Origin of the sequence: Flavobacterium lipolyticum, assembly GCF_020905335.1 — a bacterium.
In the GTDB taxonomy this organism is placed as follows: Bacteria; Bacteroidota; Bacteroidia; order Flavobacteriales; family Flavobacteriaceae; genus Flavobacterium; species Flavobacterium lipolyticum.
Genome location: NZ_JAJJMN010000003.1, coordinates 205,412 through 218,987 on the forward strand (window position 1 = coordinate 205,412; position 13,576 = coordinate 218,987).

At 39.4% G+C, this 13,576-nt stretch carries 9 protein-coding genes; 1 reads left to right on the forward strand and 8 read right to left on the reverse strand.

The window, feature by feature from the left end:
- Positions 1 to 44: 44 nt before the first annotated feature.
- Positions 45 to 935 (reverse strand): DNA-binding protein, encoded by an 891-nt coding sequence (locus LNQ34_RS23515; protein ID WP_305070288.1) that lies wholly within the window; start codon positions 933 to 935, stop codon positions 45 to 47.
- Between the two features lie 412 nt (positions 936 to 1,347).
- On the opposite strand from LNQ34_RS23515, the gene LNQ34_RS23040 reads away from it, so the two are divergent.
- Positions 1,348 to 2,754, forward strand: coding sequence for an alkaline phosphatase (locus LNQ34_RS23040; protein ID WP_230001469.1), 1,407 nt, complete (start codon positions 1,348 to 1,350; stop codon positions 2,752 to 2,754).
- Positions 2,755 to 2,832: 78 nt separating this feature from the next.
- Here LNQ34_RS23040 and LNQ34_RS23045 read toward each other — a convergent pair whose 3' ends face one another.
- The 7 genes from LNQ34_RS23045 to LNQ34_RS23075 are packed head-to-tail and all read right to left on the reverse strand — an operon-like array spanning position 2,833 to position 13,575.
- Positions 2,833 to 3,351, reverse strand: coding sequence for a hypothetical protein (locus LNQ34_RS23045; RefSeq protein ID WP_230001471.1), 519 nt, complete (start codon positions 3,349 to 3,351; stop codon positions 2,833 to 2,835).
- 7 nt (positions 3,352 to 3,358) lie between these two features.
- Complete coding sequence (locus LNQ34_RS23050; protein ID WP_230001474.1) at positions 3,359 to 4,612, reverse strand: condensation domain-containing protein; 1,254 nt, start codon at positions 4,610 to 4,612, stop codon at positions 3,359 to 3,361.
- Positions 4,609 to 5,880, reverse strand: a complete 1,272-nt coding sequence (locus LNQ34_RS23055) for a condensation domain-containing protein (RefSeq protein WP_230001476.1) — start codon at positions 5,878 to 5,880, stop codon at positions 4,609 to 4,611. Before LNQ34_RS23055 ends, LNQ34_RS23050 begins: the two co-directional genes overlap by 4 nt.
- A gap of 4 nt (positions 5,881 to 5,884) precedes the next feature.
- Positions 5,885 to 8,236, reverse strand: coding sequence for a glycosyltransferase (locus tag LNQ34_RS23060; protein WP_230001478.1), 2,352 nt, complete (start codon positions 8,234 to 8,236; stop codon positions 5,885 to 5,887).
- Positions 8,237 to 8,282: 46 nt separating this feature from the next.
- On the reverse strand, positions 8,283 to 9,065 hold the full coding sequence (locus LNQ34_RS23065) for an alpha/beta fold hydrolase (RefSeq protein ID WP_230001480.1): 783 nt from the start codon (positions 9,063 to 9,065) through the stop codon (positions 8,283 to 8,285).
- Complete coding sequence (locus LNQ34_RS23070; RefSeq protein WP_202703210.1) at positions 9,056 to 9,355, reverse strand: acyl carrier protein; 300 nt, start codon at positions 9,353 to 9,355, stop codon at positions 9,056 to 9,058. Before LNQ34_RS23070 ends, LNQ34_RS23065 begins: the two co-directional genes overlap by 10 nt.
- Positions 9,343 to 13,575, reverse strand: coding sequence for a type I polyketide synthase (locus LNQ34_RS23075; RefSeq protein ID WP_230001481.1), 4,233 nt, complete (start codon positions 13,573 to 13,575; stop codon positions 9,343 to 9,345). Before LNQ34_RS23075 ends, LNQ34_RS23070 begins: the two co-directional genes overlap by 13 nt.
- Position 13,576: the final 1 nt, after the last annotated feature.

Below are 13,576 nucleotides of genomic sequence, written 5' to 3' on the forward strand. Positions count from 1 at the left end.
TCTTAGCATTTTTGGCAAAATTGGGGGCAACTCCAATTTTGCTTTTACTTGTATTCGATCTCGAAATAATCGAGAATTGATTTATAATTATCCTGCGCAGTAAGACAGGTATCCAGCAGATATTCTTTTACATTTTTCCACTCCTGAAGTCCTCTGTAATAAAAAAGCTTAAGCTGCTCATCTATGATGAAGGGTACTACATTGTTTGCAAGACATTCTTTGAAAATAATTAACCGTCCTACACGGCCATTTCCATCTTGAAAAGGATGTATGATTTCAAATTTATAATGAAAATCAATAATATCTTCCAGAGTTTTATTTTTAACAGTATGATAATTTGCGAGAAGTTCTTTCATTTTTTCAGCAACCTGTTTAGGCGGGCAAGTTTCATTACCACCAACTTCATTCGGCATTTTTTTGTATTCCCCGATATTAAACCAATCTTTTCCGCTATCAGAAGTACCAGATTTTAATAAAAAATGGAGTTCTTTAATTACGGATTCGGTAAGTTTTGCATTTGCTTTTTCTATGATAAAATCGATACAACGAAAGTGATTAGAGGTTTCAATTATATCATCGACATTTAAAATTTCTTTAGATGCACCAATTGTATTGGTTTCAAAAATATATCTTGTTTGGTCGTGAGTAAGTCTGCTTCCTTCAATTTTATTGGAATTATAGGTTAAATCAATCTGAGTACGGTGGTAGATACCACCTTTTAGTTTCATACTCTTTTGTTCCTTCAGGTGGTTCAATAAAATATTCTTGCTTATTTTTTTATTTTCCTTTTTAGGAATTACAGCATCTTCTGGGATATTCCAGGTTTTACCGGTTAAGAAAACTCCTTTTAATTTACCTGAAGCACAATAGTTGCGAACCGTTCTTTCGGACAGCGTCATTTTTTTTGCGAATTCTACTACTGAAAGATATTTCATGTTTTTAGATAAAATTCCGTTATCGGCAAATATACGTTAAAATTTTATGTAAAAATTATTTAATCTTTGCCGATAGAGGAAATGTGAAATGAAAATACTTCACTGCCCTAATGGTTAGCAGTTTCTATCTGCACCTTTGACAGAGGTTGGTGAAGGTATTATTATTTTAAGAAAGATAAGAAAATATCTTTCCAGCTCTATTATTCTTTTATAGTAGAATAAGTGTTTTTTAATGCAATATAGTTGCATTAATTGTATTTGTTTGTATTTTTACAGTATTCAGGACAGATTGGGGGTTTTGAGTTGATTTAAAATGGTTAGTAATTCTGTTTTTGAATCCTATTATTTATTTCCAAAGAAAGCATACTTGTTTAAAGAAGTTAATACCCTATATCATTAAATTAGAATAATAATGAACAGACGTAAATTTTTAAAAGGATCAACAGTAATAACCGGTTTTTTCGCTCTTAATCCTTCAGTTATTGTTTCTAATAATTTAGAAACAATGTCAAAAAAGGATAAAAAGACCAAAAACATAATTTTTTTAATAAGTGACGGGATGAGCTCCGGAACGCTTCAGATGGCGAATCTCTACGCTCGGAATATTCTGGGAAAAAATGGAAATTGGATAGGGCTTTATACTGAAAATAAAGTTTCCCGAGCTTTAATGGATACGGCATCTGCGAGTTCATCTGTTACTGATTCTGCAGCTGCAAGTTCTTCTTTTGGAGGTGGTCATCGGGTTAAAAATGGCGTATTGAATGTTGGCCCAAATGGAGAAAGATATCTTCCCATTTGGCAGAAGTTTAAAAATGAGGGAAAAAAAGCAGGCTGTGTTACAACCGTTTCCATTACGCATGCTACTCCAGCTGGTTTCTGTGTTAATTCAGACCGGAGAAGTGCTGAAAATGAGATAGCAGAAATGTACGCAGATATTGGTTTGGACGTTATGCTAGGGGGAGGAGATGATTTTTTTAATGCTTCAAAAAGAGCAGATCGAAAAGATATTTACAAAACTTATGAAGAGAAAGGATATCAGATCTTAAAGCAAAAATCAGATTTAAAAAAAATAAAGAAAGGAAAAAAGACATTGGGTGTTTTTGCTTCGGGAGCACTTCCTTATTCGATAGACAGAGCTAATATTGAGGATTTACAACAAACGCCTACTCTTGCAGATATGAGCACAGCAGCGATTGAACAGTTAAAGGATCATGAAGAAGGGTTTGTATTATTAATTGAAGCAGGAAAAGTAGACTGGGCTGCTCATGCCAATGATATTGCCGCCCTGATTCACGATCAGTTGGCTTTTGATGAAGCTGTAAAAATTGCTATTGATTTTGCTAAAAAAGATAAAGAAACATTGGTTATTATAACAACAGACCATGGTAATGCAAATCCGGGACTAATATATGGAGCAGATGCTACAGAAAAATTCAACAGTATTGCGGAGTATAAATATACCAATGAATATATTTTAAATTCCATTCATAGTGACTTTAATCAAAAGCAAATCAAAGACTGGATATACGAAACCAATAAAATAAATCTAACGGATGAAGAAGCTGCTCATTTGCTGAATTTTTATTCGGGGATTGAGAAACAGGAGAGCGGTTTATACAATTATAAAAAGTTGCCTTTTAAAGCTTATTCCGAAATTCAAAAAAAGCATAACAATATAGGATGGATTAGCATGGACCATTCCGGGGATTATGTAGAACTGGCAGCATTTGGACCTGGAAGTGAATTGTTAAAGCCTTTTGTTCAGAATATAGATTTGCATTATTTAATGCTGGAAGCCGCATCAAAAAGTAAAATTTAAAACCGTTTTTACAGTTTTTGCGTTAGAATCGCACTCATTTTCTGTAGTATAACTGGAAGCAGCTCCAGATTATCATCTTCAATTTGCATCTTTCGTATGGAGGTGTAAATGTTTTTTTAGCCTGTAGATGGGAAGATAAGTAAACAATATCGAAAGCAGGCCTGCAAGAACAGCATCCAGAAGAGCCATAAGGGTTGGATCTAATTTATGGTTCGCGCTTAGGCTTTGCTGTGCAAGAAGCAATATAGTTAATACCAGTAAACCGGTTGTGATGCCGTGCAGCAGGCATAATTTTGTTATAAACTTGTTTTTATTCAACTTATGGTCTATTGCCACTTCGATTAATTCTTGTTTGGAAGCAACAATAACCCGATTGATGATATCCATTGTCAGGATTACAGGCAAAAAGATAGCCATTGGCAATGTTAAACGTGCTAAGCTTTGAGGACCGGCAAAAAAATGAGTATATCCTAATTCCTGGAAACTGGCATAAGCAATAATAAAATTGAAACATACGTTGGGAAGGATATAGTAAATGGCTCGCTTTCTTAAAAAGCGTTTGAGGGATGTTTTTTTGGACTGAGCTGCTGTTTTCATACGTAATTTATAAGGGTAAAGCCAGTATTTCCAAGGCCTTATCTTTAATTTTTGAAGCTTCTTGTTTCGATAAGAAGTCTTCGTTGGACATTAAGGTAAAGTCCATTTGATCGTTAAAGGTAGTCGTCACTAAAGTGTTAGAATTTAGCCAGGGAAATGCTACTGTTGGACTGAAGATATCTTCCAGAATGAAATTTTTGTAATCGTTCCGGATTTGAAGGTTACCCATATTCGACAGCGTCAGATCGTGTGCACCTCGGCTGGATTTTAGCAGCGCAATCATGCGATATACCAGAGGGTGCATCTGTTCCCCCATCCATAGCAGTTCCCGGGCGTCCATTTTTTCTATTTTTTGAGCAAGATCTTTTTTGATGTGTTTCGCCTGATCCAGTATCTGATTTTTTTCTTTTTTTAGAGACAGTTCCACTGTTGGGGCAAAGGCAAATATTTGGTCTTTTCTGATTTCAGGAATAAAGTGGCGGATATCAATGGGACTGATTACCTTTTTTTTCGCAGCTTTTCCTTGCAGGTCCTGAAAAGCCTGCATAAAAGCGGTACAAAGAATGGCGTGTACTGAAATACCATTGTCTTTGCATTTCTGCTTGATAATGGCAGAGTTTGTAGGATCTAATTTCCAATGAATGGCATAATTTTTTCCGAGATTTCTTTTTTTATTTTTCTGTTGCAGTAAAAAGAAAAATTTCCCCAAAAATAAAAAAAGCTTTGCTTTGCGAGCCTTTTTTTGAAGATCAAACTGCGGCGCCAGGAAATTGTTGACCGATTGAAATAGTGGATAGGGTTTCAGATCAAGTGTTGGATTATCGATTAAGGCAAGTAATTCCTGCATCAAAGTCACCATGCTGGTTCCATCGCAGATACAATGTGGCACTACCCATAACAATTCAGAGAATTGCTGTCCTTTGATCCATACCAATTGAGCCAAAGGGGAGCCTTCGCCTTTAAACTGCCGATACCATTCCTGTTCCGATTCCACTAACCAATGAGTATCGGTTTGACGTTTTACGATGCGAAGCGGAATAGGTTTCATATTTTCCCTGATGGCATAAACCGGATGCTGTTTATCCTGTAAATCAACCTCTGCACGAAGCAATGGATGTTTGTGTTGGATTTTTGCTAAAGCAATTTCGATCTGTTCTTGTAGAATTTCACCTTTGATTTTTGCCGTAAAGACACAGTTTAGAGGTGTGGAGGGATCCACATACATGATTCGTTCCACTAATAAGAGTTTTCGCTTGTTCATGAGGCTGCTTGATAATTTAATTGGTGTTTAATAGAATCAATTATTTCATCACGAATGGCTAAGGCTTCGTGATAAGGCAAATAACCTTCACTTCCCATAAAGGAGAAGTCGATAACACCTTGATAAGTAGAGGTAAGGATAGTTGTTGTATTGCCCAATGGCCCAATGACTGATGGACTGCGAATAGTTTCCAACACAAAGGATTGGTATTGATGGGGGATCTGAATACGACCCAGATTAGAAAACATACAATCGTTGGAGGACTTGCCTCGTTTTAGAAGTTTTGTAAAGTTATTCAACGCCTTATGAGCAGATTCCATAACCATCATGGTGATATAAGGATTAAGTTTGGCGGTTTTGCGATCTACATGCTGCTGCATGACACGTAAATTGTCTAAGAAATCGAGTTTAGGATCAGATGACAGGACGATCATCAGACCGAAGGCGAAAATATGATCTTTTTTTACCTGAGGAGCAAAGCGCCTGATATCTACCGGGCAAGAAACTTTATTAAAGGCTTTGTTTCCGCGCACTTTCTTAAAGGTGTCCAATACGATAGCACTTAAAAAAGTGTTGACGGTGATGGCTAGTGATTGACAATGAGATATAAGCTGTTGACTTGTGGCCGGATCTAATTTCCAATGAATCAAATAGTCAGTTTGTCGATCAATCGCTTTTTTGCTGACGGGAATGCATTTGATGGCGAATGTTGCCAGTTGACCAATCATTTTTGCCTTGATTTTTTGCCTGTTACTATTTAAAATAAGGGAAGGAACAACGTCCTGGATACCTAGAATAGGGTTTTCAATGCCTATATCTGCTGTAGGATTATCCAATACTTTTAAAAATTCATCAATTAAATTCATCGCAGCACCACCATCACATAGACAGTGATGAAAAGTCAGCAGCATATCTGAAGTATCATTTCCTTTGATCCACACCAGGCGGATCAAAGGTTTGTTTTTGTAATCAAAAAGTGTCTGTAATTCTCGCAAGGTTTCTTGTTGCCAGTCCTCTTCTCTTTTTTGATCTACAATACGGATAGGAATTGGATTCGGTAGCTTAGATACTTCAAACCACGGGATATTGTTCTCATCGAGCTGGATGAGTGCCTGTAGCCAGGGATGTTTTTTCTGAAGTCTGCCCAAAGCATACTGAATCTCTTTTTCCTCCAATACACCGCGCAGGCGAAAAGGAATAACAACATGGAAGGGGTCCTTTCCTTCTCCCAAAAGCATACGCTCTCCAAATAGCAATCTTCTTTTCATAATTTTATACTGAAGCCAATACCAAACGTTCTTGTTTTATAAAATCTTCTAATAATGCAACTGCTTTGTCATTGCCACCTGCTGTTAAAAAAGCGGTTTGAACTTCTTTGGCTGCATTTCTGTATTTAGGGTTCTCTAAAAGCTCAAAGACAGTTTTTCTAAGGTCTTCTATCCGAAGTCGTTTGTATCGAATGCTGATTCCACAACCCGCCTGTTCAATCAACTTTGCGGTATGAAAGTGATCGTAAGCGATTGGTGTAATCAACATCGGCAGACCATTGGTAAAGGTGTCGTTTACGGTATTGAAACCACCGTGACAGATGACCATATCCATATGGGGCATCAATGTAGATTGTGGGACAAAACCATTTACGATAAAATTGGAAGGCCATTTGTCAAATATATCGGGCGGTGTCGCGGCAATTATAGTAACGGGCTGGTCGGCAAATGCTTCGATGAGTTTGCCAAAAAAATCTTTTCGGATATCCACTAATAAAGTACCCAATGACACAAATATTTTTGGTGTTGTGCTGGCTGCTAATCGTTCCCAGTCAAAAGGACTATTATTTGGACGGCCTTTTACCGGACCTACAAATTTCATGTGTGAGGGTACCGTTTCAAAACCGGCAAATGATTGCGAGGTGAACACCAGATTTAATTGATGTGAATGTATGAAGATACCCTCATCAGCGATACCGACTTCTTTTTGCAGCTCTTTGATGAGATTTTGCTGCCATTCAAATATTTTGGGAGCACTTTTCTCGGTGTCACCCATAACATCCGGTGGTACTGGGGTTGTTGTTACAGAAGGGATACGATGTTTGTGTGCAAATAAAGCGCCGCCAAAAGTGATACAGTCATTAATGATCACATCAGGTTGCCAGTGACCGAGCAGTGTTTCTAAGCCCGGCATCATCATTTTGGCAAATGGAACATAGGTTTCTTCCAGTGCCAGTTTCATGACTTCAGGCCCCGAACAAGATGGGCCGTCATCTTGTCGTTTTAATATTCGCTGAAGTTCCTCCTGATAAGGTAAGAGATCTTCCTCGGGATAGATATAAGTTCCTCCAGTTGGGATATGTTCCTTTGCCAATGGTGTAATACCAAACCATTTGACTTCATGACCACGAGCCAATAAACTGGCACCCAAACTTAATGTTGGACTGATATGTCCGAAAAATGGCGGAACAACAACGAGAAATTTGGCCGGAGATGCAGTAGATTGCTGTGCAGAAATTATGGCATGTTCCAGCAGATCTGCTGCAGTCTTCGTTCCGCCTGCGTCTATAAAAGATTGGCGAACTTTGAGAGCAGCTTCGCGATATTGAGGATTATTCAGGATATCATGAACACTATTTTTTAGATGATTTGCTTTAAATCGGTTAAAATTGAGACGTTCACCTGCTCCGGTACGTACGACACGTCCTGCAACATGTGACTGATCGTATGCAATTGGAATAACAACGAGTGGCAGACCATGTGAAAGGGCCTCTGAGACCGTGTTGTGTCCGCCATGGCACACGACAGCATCTAAATGAGGTAACAAATCCAATTGTGGGATCTGTGCATAGACCATAAAATTCTCAGGCCACTGATCAAATAAATCCGGATCTGAAACCACTACAACCGTTAGATCTTCCTCCTGAAAGGCATCGATTACCTTTTGAAAAAATGCTTTTTTATGCTCGTGGTCGAATGTCGTACCGATGCTGACTAAGATTTTTTTCCTTGGATTACTTTTCAAACGCTCCCAGTCGAAAGTGCTGGAAATACGGCGTTCTGTTACTACCGGACCTGTGAATTGATAGTTTGAGTTGAGGTCCATTTCTCCAAAGAAATATTGGGAGGTTAACACTAAAGTAAGAAGATCAGAGGAAGCCAGTGATTGGTTTTCTTTGACACCAAGCTCTTCTTGTAGCGCCAGGATCTGATTGACTTCCCATTCGTGTACTTTTGGTAACTCACTAATAATTTTGATTGCTGCCGGAGCGGTTACGGAGGTCGCATAAGGACGATTCACTTTTTTTGCCGCAATTGCCGCCGCAAACAATTGATGATCACCAATGACTAAATCTGGTTCATAGGCTTCCAACAGCTTAACAATTCCGTTATAACAATGTCTGTTTAAAGGGATCAACACTTCTTCGTATAAAAACTTGATACTGTCAATGCCGTAAACGACCTTTTTTGAAATGATATCCAGATAGTGTTCGCTCTCTCTTTTTTCTTCGTCAGTCTGATCGTATTGGATGAGTAATAATTGTCCGCCTGCAGGAAGTTTGGACTCTAAGTTTTGGTCAAGACTGATCCATGCAACTTTATGTCCTCTTTCTAACAGCTCGGCACCAATACTCAATGTAGGATTGACATGACCTGTTAATGGGGGAACAACAAATACAAATTTAGCCATAGTTCTGTAATAAAGGGTTAGTTAAAAATTGAACAATAGTTTCTGCTATCTGAATGGGAGCCTGAATGGGAATATTGTGATCTCCATCGATGAGTTTCAGCTCGGCTGTACCGATTTGAGATTCTAACCATTCTCCTGTCGGTTTACAGTCAGAAGCTGATCCATAGAGTAACAGAGTGGGTATGCATAATTCGGAAATAAGGACCTGATACAGAAAATCTTTTTCCTTAACCATATCTGCTTTGATACTGGTCTGATGGAATAAAAACTCGTATAACCGATGGTTTTTTTCGAATTGTCTTTTTCCCATTTTCACTTTTGTGGTATCCGTAAAATTGGCGATGTAATGTTCGAGAAATTCCTTACTGTAGGCTTCGATAATACCTCGTGCCTTTTCATCTTGCGGATCCGGTGCTTCGATGACAACCAATTGCTCTACACGTTCAGGGGCTATCAAAGCAGTTTGGAGTGCAATAAGTCCGCCAAAGCTATAACCAACAAGTTGTGCTTTTTTGATTTGGAGGTTATCCATCATTGCGATTAAATCAGAGGACATATTTTCTAAATCATATCCTTCTAAGGTACGCTCACTTCTGCCATGACTTTTTAAATCGTACATGACCACGTGAAAGTGCTGTGCCAAAATGGGAGCAATGTTAAAATAATAAATAGAAAGATTACTAAACATACCGTGGATCAGTACCACGGTATCTTCAGCACCTTTATTGAGTTCCTGTACGTGAACTTTTTTATTATTAATAGTGATTATTGGCATTCGTAGATATAATTAATGATCTTATTCAGATCAAGATTGATCAGTTCATCCAAGTCCATAGCAGACAGCCAGCCCGTGAAATCGATCTGATCGCCAAAATGTGCTTTGATTTTTTCTGAAAAGGATACAATTTCTATACTGTCCATTTCCAGGTCTTTGGTAAATGAACTTTGCGGAGTGATATCCATTTCTTCTACAAATTCTTCACCAATAATTTCTGTAATAAAACCTTTTAAAAGGTTGAATAACTCCTCATGATTTCTTTTTAATGTCGTGTCTAAAGTGTCCATCCGATAATATAATTTAGGTGTTTGATTGTTTTAATTTCAATTTGATCGATCCACAGATGATCGCCTTGTATGCAGGTTACTTCGTGTCTTTTTGGGTTACCTTTCAGCCCCGTTCCCAATAATTTTCCATAAGCTTCTTTGGCTACCCAAAATCGGGTGGTCCATTCGGCCTGATCTCGTTCTTCTAATAAGGCTAATTCTGTGTCGGTGAATACCAATTGATAAAATTCAGGACTGCGTTCGGCAATGATTTCCATGTCAATACCCACCGGTTTATCGTGCCGCGCAATGGCTACGGCATCTTTTCCTTTATGTGCCAGTGAGATCTGAATCTGTTCTGTAGCATTACCTTTGAGATGAGGTTTACCTGCTTTATCAGAATAAATCTCAAAGGTGATAGGATAACTGGGTTGCTTTTTCTTTTCGCTCAGCACCTGTCGTACAGCATCTTTTACGGCTACACGGCTCACCATCCAATTTTTTCTGCGGTTGGGCAGGAGCTCCTGATAGTATTGTTTTTCTCTTTGATTGAAATAACGTTTCAGTATAAAATCCCAGGAACTTACGCGTGAGTAGGCCTGATGAAAGAAAAAGACTTGTGGGGCAATTTCTTCCGACAAACGGTTATGGAGCGGAGACATGGAAACATTCCATAAAGCTTCGTCAATTTCTAATCTCCGGTTTTGCCATCCTTTTATCGCGCACCAAACTTTTCCGTCTCTTTGTAGTATAATGTCGGCGATAGCAAATTCATCGTTTAATTCAGTCAGTATACAGGTACACTCAAATACACCGTCCTGATCGTGCATATCTTCGAAGAATTCAATTTGTTTGATTTTGACCGGAAAAGCAATGCGGTCTTTGGTTAAGGTAAGTTGCAGCCATAATCCAAATAATTGTCCGGCATTATCCAATAAGGAACCTTTACCGCCATTACCTTTTATTTGTCCTGTAATGCCTTTCTTTCCAACAGCTGATACCACTGTGATACCCTGATATTTTTCTCCATGGAACATGTGTTTTTCATAGATTTCCAAAGGAGTTCGTTCAATAGGCAATCGTTCGCCTATAGACAGATCAAAAGTAGGTTGTGGCGGATGTGATGCTGCTAAAGATACTTCTGCATTGGCAAAATTCTCTATGTCCAGATAAGCGTGATGGTTGGAGCGCCAGACGCCTTTTATTGTTTTTTCAAAAGGCCTGGCAACGTTCATCCATTGAAATACACTAACATTCATGATCTTGTGAATGCTGGTTTCCGGCTGTTCTGCTTGCGCTGCTTCTGCTAGTAATTCAAAAATCATGGTCATTGGAATCACGGGTTCCATATCTGCCACATCTAACCAGCCTTTGGGTTGTCGTAAAAGGCTGTGATCAATCAGATAAGGATGCGTATCTAAATTGACGTGTAGTGTTTTGGTAAAAGGACTGTCGATCAGTTGTTTTTTTGTTAAAACAGGTGTTAAAACAGCGGCTTCTCCCTGATTTTGAAAGACGTCCAGTACTTCTTCCTGCATTCGGATCATATCGGCGATATTTTCCTGAAAAGCACGGACCAATGGGTGACTTACTTTTGCTTCCGTTAGAACTTTTTTGGGCTGTACGGTATGGATCGATTTTCGTAAGTTTTGCAGGGGTTCAAAATTGCGAATAATAGGTGATCCTAATTGTAATTTTATACCTTTTTTAGGGACTATTTTTCTGTGATTTTGGATGTTTAAAAAATCGAGCGCCAGTACTTTTCCTTCTACAAATAATGCCGCTACTACCCGTTGCAGCTGAGCAAGTGCTGTTCGATTGGCTACACTTGAGGCAAGGGTACTAAAGGGATTGCCTTTTAGCGTATCATCAATAAAACCGATTAATCCTCCTGTACCTACCTGAATAAAAAAACGGACTCCTTCGTCATAAAGTTTTTCGGTTAGTTCCCGAAATCTTACTGGCTGCACCAAATGTTCGGCGCTTAATTTACGGATAGATTGCTGATCTGCCGGATAAGGCAGGAGGGTAGTGGCTGACCACAACGGAATTTTTGTTTTTTGGAATTGAACTTTTTCCATACCGGCTAAGATCACATCCAGTTTATCTGCCACAAATGGAGAATGAAAACCGGATTGAAACGGTAAAACCTGATGGAATATCTGTTTTGATTTTAATAAAGGAGTTAATTCCTGAAGTGCCGCATTTGTACCACACAGGATAACCTGATGTGGACAATTATCATTGGAAACATAAAGGTTAGGAATTTGTTCAATCAATGGTTTTACCTCTTCAAGACCTGCTCCAATAGCAATGAATTTTGAATCTTTTAGTTCAAATGTTTTCGGATCGAGAACATCGATCAGATCCTTGACAGAACTGGCTTCGGCCAAATCTGAAGCATATCCCGCTAACCATTCTCCTAAACTATGTCCGGCATTCATATCCGGATAGATTCCCAGTTTTTTTAAGGAGCTGTCCAGTATGCCACAATTGTTAAAAATACCTAATGCGTCGTTCAGCAGTCCTTCACCGGCTGTTTCTATGGGTGCTGTCAATCCAAAATATCGACTGACAGTTTCAACTTCGCCTTTTTCTAAACCGTCTAATCCCGGGAATACAAAAGCTAGCTTACCGCCATTTTGTAAAAGGGGAGCAGAGGTGTACCAAATATCTTGTTTATTGCGCCAGGCATTATTTTTGGAAACAATTTTGATTGCTTTTTGGATACGCTCGGGTGTTGGATCAAAGAGTGCAATACGATAATCTCCATTTCCTACGGAGGTATCATTATCCTGAAGCGCCGAAAGCAGTGCTTCACGGGTTGCTCTGGCAAGTACCAGTACTTCGTCTTTTTTAGGGATGTCATACCCTTCTAAAACTACATGGGCGTTGATTCCTCCAAATCCAAATGCATTTACTGCTGCGATTTTGGGCAAACCGGTTTGTGACCAGTTCTGAGCTTCCTGAATCGGTGTAAATCGGGTGTCTTGTATAGAGGCAGTTGGGTTTTCACAATATAAGGTAGGTGGTAATATGTCGTGATGCAGGGCCAGACAGGTCTTGATCAAACCCGCTATTCCGGCAGCTGGCATGGCGTGCCCTATATTGGATTTGACTGATCCTATACCGGCGCGTGCAGCGGTTTCTTCTTTACCAAAAAATTGAGCCAGAGTTTGCAGTTCTGTTTTATCTCCTAAAGGAGTTCCGGTGCCATGAGCTTCCAGATAACCAATTTGTTCTTTATCTAAATTGGCCTGTGTCCACGCTTGTTCCAATGCTTTTAACTGGCCTTTTACAGAAGGGCTCATCACGCTTGTTCCATTGCCATCACTGCTGATACCAACTCCTTTAATAACGGCATAAATTTTATCCTGATCGCGTACGGCGTCTTCCAATCGTTTTAGGACAACGAAACCACAGCCTTCTCCAATGAGCAATCCGTCTGCATCTTCGCTAAAGGGCTTGATTTGCTGTTGCTGTGATAATGCTCCCAATTGGCTGAATATGCTCCAAAATGTAGCATTTTGGCCGGTATGAACTCCGCCGGCAATCATCATATCGCTTCGGCCACGCTGCAACTCTTGTACGGCATGGTCTACGGCTACAAGAGCACTTGCACAGGCCGCATCAACGGTGAAAGCAACGCCTCCAAGATTGAATCGGTTGGATACTAATGAGGCAACAAGGTTGGGGATTAACCCCATGGCGGTATCTGCCGAAAACCGCCCTTTACGTTCCTGAAAGGCCTGTTTTATTTTTTCAATATCGGAAGAAGATACCTCCGGCAATAGTTCTTGCAAAAGTGAGAATATCTGTTCGCCAGTACGTACAATTTCAATGGCGCGTGTAGCTCCTGGACCTGTATAATTCCCTTTTCCGATGACAATTCCGGTTCGTTCCAATGAAACTTTTTTTCGGAATACACCTGCGTCTTCTAATGCTTTTTGAACGAGTTCAAGTGTTAATAGGTGGTCGGGTTCAGTGCCTTCTACGGCAAGAGGTAAAATACCAAATGCTGTAGCGTCGAATTCATAATCAGGAATAAACCCGCCACGATTACAATAAAAGCGGTCCGTAGCGTCCTTGCTGCCGTTAAAGTGAACAGGATCGATTCGATCTGCCGGAACAACTTGCGTGGAGTCGACTTTATTGATGATATTCTGCCAGAATTCCTCTGCGTTTTTTGCACCAGGAAACAGGCAGGATAAACCTACAATAGCAATATCTGTTTTTTTCATA

Bases quoted from the DNA above. Each gene is read 5' to 3' on its own strand.
- LNQ34_RS23515 (WP_305070288.1), bottom strand. From the start codon at position 935: ATGAAATATCTTTCAGTAGTAGAATTCGCAAAAAAAATGACGCTGTCC.
- LNQ34_RS23040 (WP_230001469.1), top strand. From the start codon at position 1,348: ATGAACAGACGTAAATTTTTAAAAGGATCAACAGTAATAACCGGTTTT.
- LNQ34_RS23045 (WP_230001471.1), bottom strand. From the start codon at position 3,351: ATGAAAACAGCAGCTCAGTCCAAAAAAACATCCCTCAAACGCTTTTTA.
- LNQ34_RS23050 (WP_230001474.1), bottom strand. From the start codon at position 4,612: ATGAACAAGCGAAAACTCTTATTAGTGGAACGAATCATGTATGTGGAT.
- LNQ34_RS23055 (WP_230001476.1), bottom strand. From the start codon at position 5,880: ATGAAAAGAAGATTGCTATTTGGAGAGCGTATGCTTTTGGGAGAAGGA.
- LNQ34_RS23065 (WP_230001480.1), bottom strand. From the start codon at position 9,065: ATGCCAATAATCACTATTAATAATAAAAAAGTTCACGTACAGGAACTC.
- LNQ34_RS23070 (WP_202703210.1), bottom strand. From the start codon at position 9,355: ATGGACACTTTAGACACGACATTAAAAAGAAATCATGAGGAGTTATTC.
- LNQ34_RS23075 (WP_230001481.1), bottom strand. From the start codon at position 13,575: ATGAAAAAAACAGATATTGCTATTGTAGGTTTATCCTGCCTGTTTCCT.